Origin of the sequence: Peribacillus sp. FSL K6-5616, assembly GCF_038008245.1 — a bacterium.
Classification (GTDB): Bacteria; Bacillota; Bacilli; order Bacillales; family DSM-1321; genus Peribacillus; species Peribacillus frigoritolerans.
This window is the reverse complement of sequence record NZ_JBBOYT010000001.1, coordinates 1,938,741-1,956,196: the sequence shown is the minus strand read 5'-3', so window position 1 is coordinate 1,956,196 and position 17,456 is coordinate 1,938,741. Positions and strand designations below refer to the sequence as shown.

Sequence of the window (17,456 nt, the reverse complement as noted above, 5' to 3'; positions counted from 1 at the left end):
AACCCCTAAAAAGGGGTTTAAAGGAATAGAATATTCGATTATAATTATTTGATCTTACTTTTCAATTCTTTATCAATACTGAGTTTCTTAAATATCTTTCTATTTTCCTCATCTTTAAAATTTAACGCTACATAAATCTCCTCCTCTGATTCTTGTAATAATCCAATAAGCATAAGGTAAGCTGGTTTACCTTTAAATAAACTCCCAAATAAACCATCATACTGTATACTTAGTGGCACTTGTGGTAATGGAATTCGTTTATCCATCACTGCATACTTTTGGGATATCAAAATACCCCATTTATTTTTCCCTATTATACTGGGACTTAAGTCATCAACATACCTTACTCTGTGAAAATTTTTATACAGTAAGTCTAATATTTTAAAAACATAATCTTTATCTTCTTCATGGTTTTTATTTATCACTCTGCCTATTTTAGAGTCATAAATAAAATCATGCTCTTTCATTTTCAATAAAAGTTCTCTTGAATCTACACTCATCATTTCCCCTCCTCTAGCTGCATAGGTTGATTGTATGCATGATGGAGGTTAGATATAACTAACCCAAAGTTATATAGAGTTATTAATTTTACTTTTACAAATACGGTATTTAAACAAACAAAAAAAGCAGTTATCACACTGCTTAAATCGATTGTATCAAGGTTTAGTCGAAGTCACGTATGTTCCTGCGATAAAATCATGTATGGCTCTATGATCGCTTCTTAAACCGACCATGAACATACTAACAATAAACCCTATCCCTAATGTAACAACATAAACTAAACCTGCAATTAAATTTCTTAAAAGCATTGTACCTAGACCTAATTTTTTTCCATCCACCCTAACTATTCTTATGCCCATTATTCTTTTACCCACTGTATAACCATACCATAATATCGGCACAATCAACGTGTAAAGTAAATCAATAAGGGTTGAAATATTATCTTCTTCCCAATCCCCAGTAATCCAACCGAAAATTAATGATAATGGTAAAGTAATAATAATGCCATCAAGTATTAGTGCTAAAAGTCTTTTCCAAAAACCTACTGAATTGCTCATGTCTTTCCTCCTGTTGTTTTAGTTACAGTTAACAATATTACCGATTTCAGGTTAATTTGTAATGAGTCTTTATACCCTTATGATTTACTTATTAATTTAAAATTTCATTAAAAATTAAGTACCATGATGAATGACCATAAATTAATACCGTGTTAAAATACTTGATAGAGTAGATAGCGGGTTTGAGAGTCATAGGAGGCTCTTAAGCTTTGAAAGGAAGCGTAAAGAAGAATTTAAATACAAAGAAGTGGGATCTGGTATTTGACGCGGGTAATGACCCCCTGTCTGGAAAACGTAGACAAATTAAAAGAAGAGGCTTTCTTACCAGACAGGAAGCTCTAGATGCAATGACATTATTAAAATCAGAATTCCTACAGGATGAGTTTACCGACTTGTCTAACTTAAGTTTAGAGCTTTTCATGGAAGAGTGGTTTATAGAACGCAAAATCCACTTACAAGCAAGTACTTATGAGACACATCACATATACTTTAGGACTGTTATAAAGCCTAGGCTAGGTCACTTTAAATTACAAAAGATAAGTCCCATGATAGTACAAAACTTTATCAATGAATTGGTTCAGGGTGATCATTACTCTGAGTACACAATTCATCTGATATTTCGTATTTTAAGTTCAGCAATGAAGAAAGCAACTGCAATAAAATTAATTAGGGATAATCCTACTATTGGCATTACACTCCCTAAGATAAACAGAAAAGAAATTAATGTCTGGTCTGGAGAGGAAATCAATCATTTTATAGCAGCATCCAAACAGACTAAACGGTTAACCAGATGCTTTCCTGGATTTCTTATTGGATTTTTTTGCGGATGCAGAGAAGGCGAGATTCTTGGCTTAAGATTTAAAGATATTGATTTTGATAATCGTGTACTCTATATCCGCCAAACTTTGACTCAAAAAGCTGAGATAAAGTCAGGTGCTAAAAATAGATCCAGTATTCGTTCTATTAGCATTCCAGAAAACCTAATACCAGAACTCATAAAACATCGTGAAATGATAATGGGAGAAAAGCTCTCACTTGGTGATAAATACCAGGATCATGATTTAGTAATTTGTACTCAAAATGGAAAACCGATTATACCACGTAATTTTAGAAAAGAGTTTTATAATTTGACTGAAAAAGTTGGTTTACCTAAAACTAAATTCCATTCAGCTACAAGACACTCTCATGCTACATTACTTATTCAGCAAAATGTGAATGTTAAGCTAATTAGCGAACGTCTCGGTCATGCTAAGATCGGAACGACTTTGGATATATACAGTCATGTGTCCTCTAACATGCAGAAGAGTGTTGCAGTTGAAATTGATAAAGTACTCAATCTGTGACCAATTTCGTGACCAGCTATTACTAAAACTCAATAATATCAATGTATGTAGCCTTCTCTCCCATACATGCCCGAAGAAGGAATGGTCGAAGAAGGTGAACTGAAGATCCATCAGGCCTCACATGCCCGCTACTTCGAGGACTTCTTGAAATTCGTCGAATATGGCGAATCGATGCCGGAAATCATGAAAAACCAGGTCATCCATATGGTCCATGAACATGTATCCGCTCAATTCGAAGAAAACAGTGACGAACTGCAGAAATTCGAACAAGACCTGGAAATCTGGGAAACTAGTGAAAAGCGGGAAATTCAGGAACGCCTTGAAACACACCAAGTCGTCGAAGCCACAGCCCAGATTGTCGAACATACACCTGAAGCCGAAATGCGAATGAAGCTTGGCAGTACATCCGTCAAAGGACTGTTAGCCGATTTTGGCGAAAGCATCCATTTAGGAAAGATTAATGGAAAGTATGTATTAATGATAGAATCCAATACAATAGAGTTCGATAAAGGCGTTTCGCCGATTGAGTTTCATAAGCCGGATGATTTGATGGAGATTGTGGAGCGGATCAGTAGGAAGGTTTGAGAAAGGTTTTGTGAGCAAAAATGTGAGCAGTATGTGATCAATTTTAGACCCTTAAAATACTATTAATACTCTTAAATTTAACTCCTAACTTCTATTTTCAATTAAGAAGTTATATATATTTTTTTGAAATGCATGCTTATCAAGAGCCTAAGTAAATACTGCTACTTAGGCTCTTTTCTTTTAGAACTTGTTTTCATACAACTTCATGTTCAGGTATTCCAAAGTTAAAAATTTCCCCTTCCCTGCTACGTTTAGGCAGATCCTCTTGCATTTTCTCATAAGATTAGTTGATCACCCGGTACTCACAAACATAATTAATTGGAGAGCCTTCAGGAAATTGTTCTTCATGCCATTGAACCACACCCTCTGATGTTTCTACGTTGTATGTAAACACTTCGCCAGTTCCAGCTACATAATCGTGAAGGTCGTCAATAGTAGCAAGTTTGTATTGGAATCCTGCTTGCATTTCTTCTTCAAATACAATCCATTGCTCTTGGTTGTCAGTTACGAATACCTTTTTAACCTCAAAAGTTTGAGTGGTCATATTATTTATCCCCTTTTGCCTTTCGGCTGTTTTTTGTTTGGATTTTTTCGTTGTCCGTCTTGCTGATAAGTTAACTATACTATATAGTATATATTATATCAACAATAAATTACAATTTTTCCAAATTATCTTTTTATATTCTAGACGATATAGGATATAGTATAATTATATAAGTAAATAAAAGGGGTTGTATGAGAATGAAAACTACAGTAAAGGTCACTCCAAGATTAGGTAAAGTATTGAAGGACAGAGGAATGACACAAGTTAAATTGAGTGAACTTACAGGAATCCCTCAAGGAAACATTTCAAGGTTTGATAAATTAGAAAGTCATAAGGATACTCATACAATTTTAATATCCAGAGCATTAGATATATCTATAGAAGATTTATTTGAAATTGAATTAGTTCAAACTGAAGAAAACCACCAATAGCAATTACTGGTGGTCTTTTGTATAAACAGGAAATTTATTGTAAAAAATATTATTATCACTAGCTTTTCTTTCTTTATTAATTCCCCTTAACTGAGCTGAGGTATATTCCTTAGCTTTTTTCATTCCTCTTCAAGCCAAGGTTTATCGTTAAGTTTACCCTTTTTTAATAGTTCATAATATAGGTGAGTGAATGCTTTAGCCATTAATTCCATATTAGACTCATTAGCATAAGTAATTTTACAAGGCGGTCTATCTTCTTTATTTGTTTTTGCACTCCATGGAATTTTTGCGTTTTTTAATTCTAAGCAACCTAATTGACGCATTTTCTTTATAATTTCTGATCTATCCTTATCAGGAAATAGAGCTTCTAATTCCTCGATTGTAGATAATATTGTTTTTTCTTCAAGTATTTTTTCTTAATCTTTGTAAAGGTCTATGGAAGTTAAATATTTTCAAACTTTAACGAACATAAATACTGGCTGTTGTGAGGTAAATAGAAAGTTTCCTTATTATTTAAGTGATTTTTTACAATATTCAGCAAAATATAAGTACTATTTGATTTATACAAAAAGCTCGGTTAGTCAAAAAACCGAGCTTTTGTTACTCTATTTTTTCCATTTTTTAAAGCATTCATAATAACATTCGTAAATATTTTTCGAAGTTAACTCCTTCTACTTTAGAAATTTGCTCCAAGGAGGAATCATTGATAGCCTCTGTCAGGAATGCCACTGCGAGCTGTACGGATTTTTCTAGGTTCTCTCCACGCATCATGCTTCCCATAATCACAGATGCAAATAAATCACCAGTACCTGAATAGCTTTCACCGTTATACTGCGTCGCACTATAAAAGGTTCTACTTCCGTCCAAATACATATTTCCGATAAACTGCTTCTCTGAATCTGCTGACGGTGGATTCATTCCAGTGATGATAACCTGAGCTCCCGTTTCTTGCTGCAACATATTCCCTGCTTCTTCTATCGCTTTAATATAGTCCTCTTCGTTAGAATAGCTATGCAGCTTTTCATAAGACAATCCGGTTAATAAACAGCACTCTGTAACATTTGGTGTAATGACATCTGCACGCTTCACCAGTTCTCTCATAAGTACCAGTAATTCATCGGTAAAAAGTTTATAGACTTCTCCTATATCCCCCATTACTGGATCAACAAGTAAAATGGTTTCTTTTGTATAAAATTTATCTAAAAAATGGAAAATATTATTAATTTGCTCTTCACCAGTAACGAAGCCGGTATAGATTCCATCAAAGGTTACATTAAGCTTGCTCCATTCTTCTATGAAGTATTTCATTTTGGATGTAAAATCTTCACAAAAAAAACTTGGATATCCGGTTTGCGCAGTCAATATGGCCGTTGGTAAAGGGCATGCCTGCACGCCCATGACCGAAAGAACCGGAATTGCAGCTGTTAATGAACATTTTCCAAAAGATGATAAATCCTGTAGTACAACAACTTTTTTCATAATAACCTCCATATGGCCTATCCACTTTAAACTTTATTTATCTTATCATAAATCAGCTAAAAACAGTCATCTCCTCTCTCTTTTCAATACGTATATATCTGTATTTTTATCAACTGACCTCATAGTTTTTTAATAAATTGACACTTTTATAGACACCAGTCTTTTGCTAAAATCATAGGAAAATTCTAGTTAGGAAGGTTTACAGATATGCAAAATACACAAAGTTATTCAAGGTCAAGTCAAAAAACTATGGATTTAATTATTACCGCAATGTTGATTGCTCTTGTGTTCCTATCTACATTCTTTTTGAATATTAAACTGCCAATTGCCGCAAATGGAGGGTTAGTTCATCTAGGAACAGCTATGCTTTTTATTGCATCTATTTTATTTGGTCCTAAAAAAGCAGCTCTTGCTGGTGCGATAGGAATGGGGTTATTTGATATAGTTGGAGGGTGGACATTGTGGGCACCTATCACCATTGTGGCTCGTGGTTTGCAAGGATATATAGTTGGTAAAATCGCTTGGTCAAAGGGTCGCAACGGTACTAGCAATGCTTTCAATGTAATAGCAACAATCGTTTCAATTCCATTTATGATAGCTGTTTATTATATTGGTGAAGGGATTCTATACGGTAATTGGATTGCACCTTTAGCTTCGATACCTGGAGATCTCGTTCAAAATATATTAGGAATTATCGTTGCCGTTCCAGTTTGTGTGGCTTTGAAAAAGGTTCCTTATTTTAAGTAAATTCGCTATAAAGGTAAACGTCAAGTAGCCCCCAAATACTACATGGATGGTGTATTTGGGGGCTATGTTTTGTTTGCTTCCCTTTTTATCGGTACTCTGCATGCAGAGGGTAAACTAGATGACCACGACAAGACTTTATCTATTTCTTTTTTCATTCTTAAGTCTTTTAACGTGAGCTCTCATTTTATCTAATTCCTTTTGTTTCCCTTCTTCATCATTTGCCAATGCAGAAAATAAAGCTATCGTGCCTAATTTGTCGAATTCTACATCTCCAGATCCACCTTTAGTAAAACTAAAGTATAGTTCCGTAAACGCCTTAGCCATTAATTCGTAGTTCTTTTCTTGGTTTACTCTTTTTCACATTAGAATAGTCCTTTCAATTAAACTATTTATTCTTTTCCTTATACAAAAATAGCCTACTTTCTTCTTTGGCTATACACTCGAAAAGCTTCCTTCTAAAATATTCATTAATATCGATATTATCCGCTGAAATAACTTCTACATCGGTCATATCGACATCATTAAGATTAATTTTCTTTGACTTTTTATCCAATCAATATCACTCTCCTGTCCTACATAATAATCTCCAAACAAAATATCTTATATTCACATTTCACTAAATTATCTATGAAAATAGTAACGAGTAACATTATAGAAAATAAAAAATCACCAATCGTATAGACTGGTGATTTCTATTCATTTTGTATATTTAGCTAAGATTAACTTCACTTCTTTTTTCAAGTATTCATCTACTGTAAATTCATTTAGGAATGTTCTACTCTTAATCCACAGTTTTCTTTTTGGTTTTGCTTTAGTCATTTTTTCACTCCCTTACCTCTACCCCAACAATATCCTCAAACTTCACCCTAATAATATGTCCCTTCTCATTTTCCAACTCTAAATGTATCATCTTTGTCAAAGGATCTAACCTATGTATCATTCCTGTATATTCCCAATCAAATCCATCTTCCCAAACAGTAAACATTACAGGTGAAGCAAACTCCATAGCAGTGTGTATCTTGTCCTCAAACTCCTCTAACTGGTACTCATCTAATATTGGCTTTAATTGACGGTAATAATCCTTATTTACATGATTAAGTAATTTAACGTATTCGGGAAGCATTAAAGCTGGTTGCCATTTTAACTTTCCTCGATCTTTTATAGACATAAGAACATCTCCATTTCATTCTATAAATACATTATAGAACATTTGTTCTTAATTTAGTCAAAAAAATGAACAGGAATGCTGCCCCGTTAGTTTAAGTACATTCTTTCACAATCTCAATGGTGTAGAGCCTTTTTAGACACAATCCAATCACCTAAAAAATAGAGTTGATAATGGGGTACAAGATATTCGTATGGTACTTTATCCTGTACAAAGAACTTCCAACCATTACTTTTGCATTATGTTATTGTATAATTTAGGTATTACATAAAATGAGGTGGCATGCATGGAAACTATCCAAACAGAATTAGTAGACGGCTGGAAACTTATAGCACATCCTGATTATACGGTTTTCTCTAATGAAAAAAGCTATATTGTAGTGCAGAAAGACGATATGAACGAAATGATTATAGCCTTTTCTATCAACAACAACACATTTAGTGTAACTAGTTGTAATTGGGGATTAAAATTCGATTTCCGTAGCGATGAAAAAACAATTGCCATAACCACCGATCCAAATGAATATGAAGAAGATGAAGATGAAGATTGAAAAGTAAAGCATCCTTTCGAGGGTGCTTTCTTTTTATCTAAAGCACAACAGGGTAAGATGGGGTTAGAAACTCTATGTTTCTTTACTTTTATATTCCTACTTTTAGGGGTACCTCCAACATTTCGAAAATAAGCAAATATCAACCTAAAAAAGTCGATTTCCTGTATTGATAAGGAATCGAATCGACTTTTTTGTTCGCTTGTTAGACTAACGCACCCGTTCGTATTATAAGGTCATCCAGAAAATATTTCTGGTTGACCATTTTTTATATCGATATATGATAACCGTAGCCGGGGTAGAACGTCCGCACCTGTGGGACTAGATCCCGTCAACTAAACAGTTCGCCCCCTACTTGTAGAAACATGATTGAGGCTGGTTGGGACTATGATCTCGTATAACAAGCGAAGCTATGATACTACAAGAAGGAATTGGGGTACCGGTGACTTTATATTAGGAGGAGATAATTTATGAATCCAGTTGTTGGTCTGGATGTGGCAAAAGGGGAAAGTCAGGTTCAAGCGTTCTTGGATAAAAAGCAGCCTTACAAAAAAGGCTTTAAAGTAGCACATACTCTTGAAGGGTTAGCTAGTCTTCTAGACTTTATTAGAGAAGTAGAAAATGTATCCGGGGGACGGCCTCCCATTGTATTAGAATCCACTGGACATTATCATACACCAGTTGTCCAGTATTTCGAGGATAGAGGGTACTTATTGATTATCGTAAATCCACTCATATCGTATCGAGCTAAGAGTTCTAGTTTACGCAAGGTAAAGACAGATGTTATTGACGCTCGTCATCTCTGCGAGCTGTATTATAAAGAGGACTTAGAGCCGTATAAACAGCGAGGAATCCAACTCTTAAACTTACGTAACCTTACAAGACAGCACGAAAATATTACAGGCCTGTTTGTACAAACTAAATTACAATTTCAAGCAATTTTGGATCAAGTGTTTCCTGAATACCGTGGGGTTTTTGGTGACTTACATTCATATGTTTCTTTACTAACCTTACAAACATTTCCTACATCACAAAAAATCCTGGATACTGGTGAAGAGAAAGTTGCCAAGAAAATAAAGGAATTATGTAAAAGTCGTTCGCAAAAATGGGCAGACAGTCAGGCAGAAAAACTGATGGCCGCCGCAGTTCAAAATCCATTTCAGAAAAACTTATATCATAGTCTGACCTTAAGCCTGGATATGTATATTAATATGCTTCTTGAATACAAAAAGCATCTATCCAAGCTTGAAGATGAGATAGATGCTTTAGCAAAAGGTATTGAAGAGTGTAAGGTTATCCAATCGATCCCTGGTATCGGTGAAAAAATCGCTGCCAAGATAATTTCTGAAATTGGGGAAATTGATCGGTTTAATCACCCTAAGAAGCTGGTTGCATTTGCCGGAATCGATCCAAGTGTTTTTGAATCTGGTACATTCAAAGGTACTTTAAATCGGATTACCAAAAGAGGTTCTAGTAGGCTACGACACGCCTTATATATGGCTGTAAAATGTGCCATTCGTGATAGTCGCAAAAAGAAAACGACAGATGAAATCATTCCTCGTAACAAGAGATTACGAGAGTTTTATGATAAGAAACGTGAGGAAGGAAAGCCCTTTAAAGTAGCTGTGATAGCATGTGCCAATAAATTCTTACATTGGATTTATGCACTTTTAAAAAGCAAATCAACTTTCCAAGATCTAGCCTAGTTTTAAAGTATAACTAAATAGCCCAAAACTTTCCAAACACAGAACCTTGGAAGGTTATTTGGCATACGCAAATTTAGTATAACATGAAACATTTTAAGTGTTTATTGAAAAATGTTGACAAACTATTGGCTGGTTTAGTTGCATAAGAAAAGGAGCTACTGATTAGCTCCTGTTAATGAAGTAAAGCACCCGTTCGCACAATAAGTGATATTGATTTTTTTTACATTAAACCTATTACTACCCCAATAATTGAAAAAGAAAATACTAATAAAATCAATAAGATTATTAAAGGAGCTATCTTCTTTAGAAATCCTTCTTCTTTGTTTTTAAAACTTATATAACTAAAAACCAGGCTAAGTACACCTGTAATAAAAGAACTAGAAAATAATACTTTTAGGAAAACAACCATCATACCTTCAGGTTTATCAGGAGCAAATTCATAAGCAATAAACATTGTTATTGCACTTATAATGCTTAATATCGCAGATCTTTTGCTGTATTTTTCGTTCATTTGTTTTAAACTCCCTCATCTTTAACTAAGAAACCTTAAGTTAAACAATTTTTTATATGAAAATATTATAATTCCACAAATCACAGTTACTCCTACAAATGTGAAAAAGTAAAGAAAAGGAGAATTTACCTTACCAAAAACTACTTCATTTTGAAGTGTTTCTACTTTATCCCATGCACTTGCAATATCTGGTTTATAGTTCCTTGTTTTTATATATCCGACTAACATCATACCGACTAAATAGATTATATGAATTGCAATTGAACCAATAAATGCTTGAAAAACCAGCTTCATTTAGACCCTCCTTTACAACCTCATACTACCATAATAACCCATATGTGTTAATGAACTAAACTGCCCCGTTAGTTTAAGTACAATATTTCACAAACTTTCTTTTGGTAAAAGAAAAAGAGGGAATTCACCCCATAATCCATTCATATAAAAAATATCCGCCTGTACCTATTAAAAAGTATTTAAGAAAAATCAAAAGTTTACTTGGCTTATCGTGATTTGCAAGTAACATAACTAATCCAAATAGAACCCCAAATCCAAGTGATTTAAATAAAAGTGTCATTTTAACCGTCCTTAAACAAAAGTTAATGTGATTATAAATTTTAGATAACAGTATTTTTTAAAAGTAACCTGCCCCGATAGTTTAAGTACATTTCTTCACAATCTTATAACAACCTAAACATAAATTTCCAATTTTTGTTTAGGTTGCTGAACAAAAGTAAAAAAGCAAACATTTCATAAATAAATTATTATTTGTCCCAAAACTCGTCCTTTTCTGAACACACCACTGTTCGATTTGAAAAAGACGTTTTTTATTACCTTTCTCGTAACAAAACCCTGTTCATTATTCTTCGTTCAATAACCTAACTCTTTTTATCTTATATTACAATAAATATAAAGGAAAAATAAGAAAGAGTGATTTGAGTGTTAATTGGATATGCACGTGTGTCGACGGGATTACAAAATTTAGATTTACAGATGGACGCCCTTACGCAATATGGGTGTTCCAAAATTTTCCACGATAAAATGAGTGGGGCAAAAAGGCAGCGTCCTGGTTTAGAGGAAGCGCTTCAGTATGCACGTGAAGGCGATACGATTGTTGTTTGGCGATTGGATCGATTAGGACGCAATATGCAAGATTTAATTCAAATTGTGAATAGCTTAAATGAACGTGGTGTGGGCTTCCACAGTCTACAAGAAAATTTAACAATGGAAAAAAGTAATGCCACAGGCCAATTGATGTTTCATCTATTTGCGGCATTTGCGGAATTTGAACGTAATTTAATTGAGGAACGTTCGGCTGCCGGGAGATCTGCAGCTAGAGCACGTGGTCGTCTTGGAGGACGTCCTGAAAAATTTGGACCGAAAGATATTGAAATGATGAAGTCACTAATTGAAAATGGTACACCGATTAAAGACGTCGCAGAAAAATGGGGTGTATCTCGAACAACGATTTATCGGTATTTAGAAAAACAGTAAATCGGAAAGGTTGATGTCTATGCAAAATGAACTTCCTCCATTAACAGCTTATTCAGAAAAACAGCGAGAAACAGCCAAGGAAAAATATAAAGTCATTGCGCCGTATCTTCAAAATGAGAAAACATTAACTGTCCTTACTGAAGAAACCGGCATCGCAAAAAGAACGCTACAATACTGGATTCGGGACTATAAACAATTTGGATTAAAAGGTTTAATTAGAAAAACAAGAAATGATGCTGGCAAAATACTTTCAGAACCGGAAGTTGTCGTGTCGATTGAACAGTTGATTTTGAAGTACAAAAGGAACTCACTGACGTCTATTCATAGAATGATCTGTGAGCAATGTCTGAAACAAGGATGGCAACAACCAAGTTATTATCAAGTGTATAAGATATCGCAGTCTCTTTCGCAAAGCTTAAAGACGTTAGCGCATGATGGCCAAAAAGCATACGGAAATCAATTCGATCTAATTCATCGAAGAGAAGCAAGCTATCCCAATGAGATTTGGCAAGCCGACCATACGTTACTCGATATCCTTGTGCTTAATGAAAAAGAACAACCCGAACGACCTTGGTTGACGATTATTTTAGATGACTACAGCCGAGCAGTCGCTGGCTATTTTTTAACCTTTCAAGCACCTTCGGCTATCCAAACAGCACTCGCTTTACATCAGGCCATTTGGCGAAAACGAAATCTAGATTGGCCAACCTGTGGAATTCCTGAACAGTTTTATACCGATCATGGTAGTGATTTTACATCGAATCATTTAGAGCAAGTGGCCATTGATTTGAAAATGAACCTCGTTTTTTCAGCAGTGGGCGTTCCAAGAGGTCGTGGGAAAATTGAACGCTTCTTTTCAAGCGTCAACCAATTGTTTTTACAAGACTTACCTGGATATATAGGAAATGGTACAAAGGATACCCTTTTGACGTTGAAAGAACTGGATGGAAAATTAGCCGATTTTATTGTGTACAATTATCATCACCGTACTCATGGAACAACTAAAAAAGCACCGATTCATACTTGGAATGATACAGGATTTTTACCAAATATGCCGGAAAATTTAGAAAGTCTAGACCTATTACTGCTACATGTTGCCAAAGCAAGAAAAGTACATTCGGACGGGATTCATTTCCAAGGTCTAAGATATATTGATGTCACACTTGCTGCGTACGTCGGTGAAACGGTTGTGATTCGTTACGATCCACGAGACCTTGCTGAAATAAGAGTTTTTTACGAAGATCACTATTTATGTACGCCTATTTCTCCTGAAATTTCCGATTATACAGTGGATTTAAAAGACATTATTTCTGCTAGAAATAAACGGAAACGTTCTTTAAAAAATCAAATCACCCCAGAGAAAACCCTCATTGAAGAAATTATCCATTCTAAACAAAGCCAAATAGAAGTGGGTTCGGAGAAAACTGAACCAATCAAATCAAAATTGAAGAGGTATTTCAATGAGTAACACACAAACATTTATTGAAACGAAGGAATATAAGCGATTCGCAGAGTTTTGTGATGCATGTATCAAGTATCAATATATGGGAATTTGTTATGGTCTACCTGGTGTGGGGAAAACATTGTCTGCTAAACAGTATGCACGATGGGATTACCTCGAGAAGCAGATTAACTATGAAAAAGTTGAATTTATAGACGCTCATGCAGACGAAAAAATTTTAGAATGTCATACGCTTTTCTATACTGCCCCACCTGTTAGTGCAACGAAATTAACTGGTGCCATTCATGTGATAGGAGCTCGATTAAATATAGTGAAAGATGTCTATCGGGCACGTATTGGTGAGAAGGAATTAAATACTTCGAAGGCTTTTAAAGGGATTAACTTAATTATAGTGGATGAAATCGATCGTCTGAAACTACAACATTTAGAGCAACTTCGTGACATCTATGACCAACATGACTTAGCCATGGTTTTCATAGGGATGCCAGGGATTGAAAAAAGGTTAGCACGTTATCCCCAGCTTTATTCCCGCATTGGATTTGCACATGAATATCAGAAACTCAGTAAAGACGAGATGCACCATATTTTAGAATATAAATGGGATGAATTAGGTATTTCTATTAAACGAGAGGACTTTTCCGATTATGAGGCACTTACTAGCATAATGAAAGTCACAAATGGTAACTTTAGACTTATCCACCGTCTATTTACACAAATTGAGCGAATCCTTGAAATCAATAACCTTTCATCAATTACCACCGAAGTAGTAGAGGCTGCACGAAATAGTTTAGTGATTGGACATAATTAATGAAGAAACCCAGCTGATCTTCTAATGTGAAGGTTGCTGGGTTTTATAGTTGAGTGTGCAAAATAGTACTTAAAAAAGGTGCAAAATAACTCCTAAAATGACAGATTAACATTAATAGTAAAATCAGCATTATACAAAAGTTAATACTTTTAGACAGTTGTTCAAAATTTAATTGCATTTTCTATTGACTAAACGTTCATTCAATAATAAAATAAATCTGAAAATTCAGTGATAAAAAAGGAGGGGTTGCATTGGATTTACATTTCGAGGTTAATGGCAAGGGGCTTCCTGTTGTTCTTATTCATGGTAGTGGTGTTGATTTAAGGCAATGGACATTTTTAGCATCTCTTTTAACAAAAAATTACCAAGTGATCGTTTTTGATGGCCGTGGTGCCGGAAAATCCCCATCCCCCATAAAACATGCAAACTATGTAGAGGATGTATTGGCACTAATGGATTACCTGGAACTTAATCAGGCAACGATTATAGGTCATTCCATGGGCGGGCAGATTGCCACTGATTTCGCCCTTAATTACCCAGAAAGGGTATCGAAACTTGTATTAATTGCTCCTTCTTTAACTGGTTTTCCCTATTCAAAGGAGTTTGAACAATATCATAACAAGATATTGGAAAGTGCCCCCAATATAGATAAGATGTTAGAGCTTGCCCTTCATTCACCAACATATCAAGTTGTTATCGATAGTCCGCACAAAGATCTCACTGTCCAAATGCTCAGGCATCATTTCGGGCGCTTGCTTAAGTGGCCCGCTGAATTCTGCATGATATGGCCACAGCCGCCAGCAATGGAACGATTAGAAGAATTGAACACCGAAACTTTATTCTTTATCGGCAAAAAGGACTTGGCAGATAATTTCCGAGTTGCCGATTGTTTCCGAAAGGTTCCAAACATCCGTTTCATCGAAATAGAGGATGCCGATCATATGCTGCCCCTCACCCATTCTGAAGTTTTATATCAAGAATTCACTGCTTTTATGGAGGATTGAAGACAAAATGCCACGTACACCAGAAGAGAATGACCGTATTCGCCAAGCATCCAAAGAAAAAATTCGCGCTGCAGCCATGGAGTTATTTATAAAACAAGGCTATTACACTACTTCCATAAGCGATATAGCCAAGCAGGCGGGCATTTCGAAAGGGTTACTCTATAACTATTACAAAGGAAAAGAAGAGCTGCTTTCTGAAATGGTCGAAGCCAGAATCAGGGAAGTGGTGGAAGTCATGGAAGAAGCGTTCACGCTAAATACACCTCGTGAACAGCTTGAACATATTATCAATGGTGCCATTGATAATATCCTCCAAAAACCAGAAGTCCACCGGTTCTATCTACACCTTCAAACTCAGCCAGAGTCTGATGAAGAGTTGATAAAATACAGTCATCTCATACTTGAAGAAAATGCTAGACAATTTGAGTTTCAATGTAAAATATTTGAAAGTATGGGTGAAAAGGATCCAAGGAAACGATCGTTATATTTTTCATCTGTGCTACAAGGAATTATGTTGATGATATCCACCTATCAACAAGGGTTTCCGGTAGAAGAAATAAAGAACCAGATTATAAGCGAGTTTTGTAACTAATCTGAATGAAGATTTAAAGAGGAACTTCCACAATCGGGCGCTAATATGGAGAAAAATGAGATCGTCAACAAAAAAATCTCCATGATTATCTATAGGCCCTATTTTATGCCTAAAGTTTTAACAATTAATAGCTGAATTCTTTGTGATCTTGATAAGATGATCCCGTAATAAAAAAATCTCTTCAGAAACCTAACTGAAGAGATTTTTTTCGTAACGGCCCGCTTGAACCCAAAACGATAAATGAAGACGATAACTCTGCCCATCTATTCTACTAACAGAATACCGTCGGCAATCGGGCGTTCACCTGCTGCATCAGATGGTCTTGTGACTCGGTCATCCCCAACTGTCATGGTCGTCGATCCGCCGCCGTCAAGATTGATGGCATCGACTGCCCCTAATGACTTCATGACTTTCGCACTTTCTTCAAAATTAGCTCCCACGCTCCATCCGGGTGCGCGTCCATCAATGGTGACAAATAATAAATTGCCATTCTCTTTGATTCCTGCAAGCGTTCTTGGATTACGACGTTCCCCAAAACGATAATAAAAACCTGGATCTTCTTCCCAGTGAAAGCCTTCCTCTACGGCATTAATGGAAATTTCTCCGTTTTCCAATAATCGAGGACCTCCATTAATCATACTTGAAGTTTGGTCTAATTTTAATTGCTTTCCATCCCCGATGATTTTACTTTTCACTTGAATCTTCATTCCTTGTCGGGCATGGTCACGAAGCCACTCTGCCGCCTCCCCCGTTCCCGCAAGAACAGAACCACTGCTTGGAATGTCTCCCCCACGCTTGTTACGGATTTCCGCCACTACCCCGGCATGATTTACTACCACTTCCATACCGTCGCCCGATTCTGTCTTTTCACCAAATACGGACGTATATTGGATAAGTTCACTTTCATCCTTACAAGTAAAATCATGTTTTGCCCGTTCTGTTGTCGTATCCCCTCCAACACCGCCACAATTGCGGATTAATCCTGGCTTCCGATTTAACCCATCCACTTCCCTAACCGCACCATCAGATGAAGTAGCCTGTATCGACGTGGACACAGATGCAATGTTTGCCTTCTCTTCAACAGTAGATAAAATCAGAGCTGAACGGCCATTTATAGCTTCACTGACAAGTTGACCTTTGCTTGCAAATATACCGGCAAGATCGCCTGGTGTTCCATCCTTCTCTCCCATAACGAAGTATCCAGCATTAACTCCTGCAATGGCATCCTTTCTATCAGAGATTTGGGTCAATGTTTCTTTTCCTGCCACTGCATCATTTGCTAATTCAGGCACCACATGCCCATTAAATCGATCCTGATCCACTTCAAGGACGTTCACTACCCATGGTCCTGTTGTTTTCTCTCCGTCTTCACCCGTATACACAGTCCGAAGTCCCGTATATCCTTTTTCAGATAACTTGTTTCTCATTTCGGCTGCATCCGCTTCCAGCTGATATTGACCGATGCGAACAATGTACCCAAGCGCTCCCTTTTTCCGGTCATCCACGGCCCGATCCGATTCTTTTATGATATGAGCATTTTTGAAACCGTCTTTCTTTAAACTTTCCAACAATTTCTTTGCCTGCTTTTGTGTTTCTACAAATGCCACATCCACTGTATAAAAGTCTTTAGAAGATGTTTCACCACGATTGATTTTGGTATACTTCACTCCTGGTGCTAGATTCATGGAGGTTCTTTTCTCCTGCAAATTTGGCGTTCCTAGCGGAAGCAAATGATTTTTCATTTGCACTTGTGATTGAACATTCAATTTTGCTTGAACTGGAGTTTCGGGAATGGCATTTACAAACATCACAGATGCCAGACTAATAGAGGCGATAGGCAAAATTGGCTTTTTCCATAATTTTTTCATTTTTTTCCTCCAATAAAGTTATGTCCTCCTTTAACTTTATTGTCTAAATGTGATGGAAAATTAAAAAAACTATTATATTTCAGTCAATTTTAAGTGAACAAAAATGAGTATAAAT

At 35.9% G+C, this 17,456-nt stretch carries 23 protein-coding genes and 1 pseudogene; 11 read left to right on the top strand and 13 right to left on the bottom strand.

From position 1 onward, the window contains the following. Positions 1–44 precede the first annotated feature (44 nt). Positions 45–500, bottom strand: a complete 456-nt coding sequence (locus tag MHB45_RS09345; RefSeq protein WP_101222012.1) for a hypothetical protein — start codon at positions 498–500, stop codon at positions 45–47. 156 nt (positions 501–656) lie between these two features. Further along, positions 657–1,058, bottom strand: coding sequence for an RDD family protein (locus MHB45_RS09340; protein WP_101222011.1), 402 nt, complete (start codon positions 1,056–1,058; stop codon positions 657–659). A 209-nt stretch (positions 1,059–1,267) separates the two neighbouring features. Here MHB45_RS09340 and MHB45_RS09335 point away from each other — a divergent pair, with 209 nt between their 5' ends. Then, positions 1,268–2,401 (top strand): tyrosine-type recombinase/integrase, encoded by a 1,134-nt coding sequence (locus tag MHB45_RS09335; RefSeq protein ID WP_340907708.1) that lies wholly within the window; start codon positions 1,268–1,270, stop codon positions 2,399–2,401. Positions 2,402–2,461: 60 nt separating this feature from the next. After that, positions 2,462–2,986, top strand: a pseudogene (locus MHB45_RS09330) (DUF3898 domain-containing protein); the annotation flags it as partial. 283 nt (positions 2,987–3,269) lie between these two features. Here the strand turns inward: MHB45_RS09330 and MHB45_RS09325 are convergent. Next, positions 3,270–3,530, bottom strand: a complete 261-nt coding sequence (locus MHB45_RS09325; RefSeq protein ID WP_048681554.1) for a hypothetical protein — start codon at positions 3,528–3,530, stop codon at positions 3,270–3,272. Between the two features lie 197 nt (positions 3,531–3,727). Here MHB45_RS09325 and MHB45_RS09320 point away from each other — a divergent pair, with 197 nt between their 5' ends. Then, positions 3,728–3,961, top strand: a complete 234-nt coding sequence (locus MHB45_RS09320; RefSeq protein ID WP_048681556.1) for a helix-turn-helix domain-containing protein — start codon at positions 3,728–3,730, stop codon at positions 3,959–3,961. Between the two features lie 119 nt (positions 3,962–4,080). Here the strand turns inward: MHB45_RS09320 and MHB45_RS09315 are convergent, their stop codons facing one another. Both MHB45_RS09315 and MHB45_RS09310 read right to left on the bottom strand, forming a co-directional pair. After that, positions 4,081–4,284, bottom strand: coding sequence for a hypothetical protein (locus tag MHB45_RS09315; RefSeq protein WP_048681559.1), 204 nt, complete (start codon positions 4,282–4,284; stop codon positions 4,081–4,083). 307 nt (positions 4,285–4,591) lie between these two features. Further along, a complete protein-coding gene (locus MHB45_RS09310; RefSeq protein ID WP_048681561.1) occupies positions 4,592–5,440 on the bottom strand; it encodes a pyridoxamine kinase in 849 nt (282 codons plus the stop codon). Between the two features lie 207 nt (positions 5,441–5,647). Here MHB45_RS09310 and MHB45_RS09305 point away from each other — a divergent pair, with 207 nt between their 5' ends. Beyond that, positions 5,648–6,187 carry an ECF transporter S component gene (locus MHB45_RS09305; protein WP_048681565.1) on the top strand — a complete coding sequence of 180 codons (540 nt, stop codon included), beginning with the start codon at positions 5,648–5,650 and terminating at the stop codon, positions 6,185–6,187. Positions 6,188–6,322: 135 nt separating this feature from the next. Here the strand turns inward: MHB45_RS09305 and MHB45_RS09300 are convergent, their stop codons facing one another. The 4 genes from MHB45_RS09300 to MHB45_RS09285 form a co-directional block, all read right to left on the bottom strand. Beyond that, a complete protein-coding gene (locus tag MHB45_RS09300) occupies positions 6,323–6,511 on the bottom strand; it encodes a hypothetical protein (RefSeq protein WP_072272953.1) in 189 nt (62 codons plus the stop codon). 61 nt (positions 6,512–6,572) lie between these two features. Further along, on the bottom strand, positions 6,573–6,740 hold the full coding sequence (locus MHB45_RS09295) for a hypothetical protein (RefSeq protein ID WP_153246107.1): 168 nt from the start codon (positions 6,738–6,740) through the stop codon (positions 6,573–6,575). Positions 6,741–6,883: 143 nt separating this feature from the next. Then, positions 6,884–7,006: a hypothetical protein gene (locus MHB45_RS09290; RefSeq protein WP_260089139.1), complete on the bottom strand. Its 123-nt coding sequence runs from the start codon at positions 7,004–7,006 to the stop codon at positions 6,884–6,886. 4 nt (positions 7,007–7,010) lie between these two features. Further along, on the bottom strand, positions 7,011–7,355 hold the full coding sequence (locus MHB45_RS09285) for a YolD-like family protein (RefSeq protein ID WP_048681572.1): 345 nt from the start codon (positions 7,353–7,355) through the stop codon (positions 7,011–7,013). 283 nt (positions 7,356–7,638) lie between these two features. On the opposite strand from MHB45_RS09285, the gene MHB45_RS09280 reads away from it, so the two are divergent. Both MHB45_RS09280 and MHB45_RS09275 read left to right on the top strand, forming a co-directional pair. Beyond that, entirely contained in the window at positions 7,639–7,902 is a 264-nt protein-coding gene (locus tag MHB45_RS09280; protein WP_063574958.1) for a hypothetical protein, read from the top strand. A gap of 467 nt (positions 7,903–8,369) precedes the next feature. Next, a complete protein-coding gene (locus MHB45_RS09275) occupies positions 8,370–9,605 on the top strand; it encodes an IS110 family transposase (RefSeq protein WP_338566496.1) in 1,236 nt (411 codons plus the stop codon). A gap of 220 nt (positions 9,606–9,825) precedes the next feature. On the opposite strand, the gene MHB45_RS09270 is transcribed toward MHB45_RS09275, so the two are convergent. The 3 genes from MHB45_RS09270 to MHB45_RS09260 form a co-directional block, all read right to left on the bottom strand. Then, a complete protein-coding gene (locus tag MHB45_RS09270; RefSeq protein WP_340907704.1) occupies positions 9,826–10,116 on the bottom strand; it encodes a hypothetical protein in 291 nt (96 codons plus the stop codon). Positions 10,117–10,137: 21 nt separating this feature from the next. Next, a complete protein-coding gene (locus MHB45_RS09265) occupies positions 10,138–10,410 on the bottom strand; it encodes a membrane protein (RefSeq protein WP_048682476.1) in 273 nt (90 codons plus the stop codon). A 124-nt stretch (positions 10,411–10,534) separates the two neighbouring features. Next, positions 10,535–10,690: a hypothetical protein gene (locus tag MHB45_RS09260; RefSeq protein WP_153246111.1), complete on the bottom strand. Its 156-nt coding sequence runs from the start codon at positions 10,688–10,690 to the stop codon at positions 10,535–10,537. Between the two features lie 362 nt (positions 10,691–11,052). Between MHB45_RS09260 and MHB45_RS09255 the strand changes: the two genes are divergently transcribed. From MHB45_RS09255 to MHB45_RS09235, 5 genes are all read left to right on the top strand, one after another. Then, positions 11,053–11,607: a recombinase family protein gene (locus tag MHB45_RS09255; protein ID WP_048682472.1), complete on the top strand. Its 555-nt coding sequence runs from the start codon at positions 11,053–11,055 to the stop codon at positions 11,605–11,607. 19 nt (positions 11,608–11,626) lie between these two features. Then, entirely contained in the window at positions 11,627–13,075 is a 1,449-nt protein-coding gene (locus tag MHB45_RS09250) for a Mu transposase C-terminal domain-containing protein (protein ID WP_048682469.1), read from the top strand. Then, the gene (locus MHB45_RS09245; protein ID WP_048682466.1) at positions 13,068–13,877 is read left to right on the top strand and encodes an AAA family ATPase; all 810 of its coding nucleotides are present in this window, start codon (positions 13,068–13,070) and stop codon (positions 13,875–13,877) included. The genes MHB45_RS09250 and MHB45_RS09245 overlap by 8 nt, the downstream gene beginning before the upstream one ends. Before the next feature lie 251 nt (positions 13,878–14,128). Then, complete coding sequence (locus tag MHB45_RS09240) at positions 14,129–14,881, top strand: alpha/beta fold hydrolase (protein WP_072272940.1); 753 nt, start codon at positions 14,129–14,131, stop codon at positions 14,879–14,881. A gap of 7 nt (positions 14,882–14,888) precedes the next feature. Next, a complete protein-coding gene (locus MHB45_RS09235; protein ID WP_048682462.1) occupies positions 14,889–15,473 on the top strand; it encodes a TetR/AcrR family transcriptional regulator in 585 nt (194 codons plus the stop codon). Positions 15,474–15,736: 263 nt separating this feature from the next. Here the strand turns inward: MHB45_RS09235 and MHB45_RS09230 are convergent, their stop codons facing one another. After that, entirely contained in the window at positions 15,737–17,341 is a 1,605-nt protein-coding gene (locus MHB45_RS09230) for a phosphodiester glycosidase family protein (RefSeq protein WP_048682458.1), read from the bottom strand. Positions 17,342–17,456: the final 115 nt, after the last annotated feature.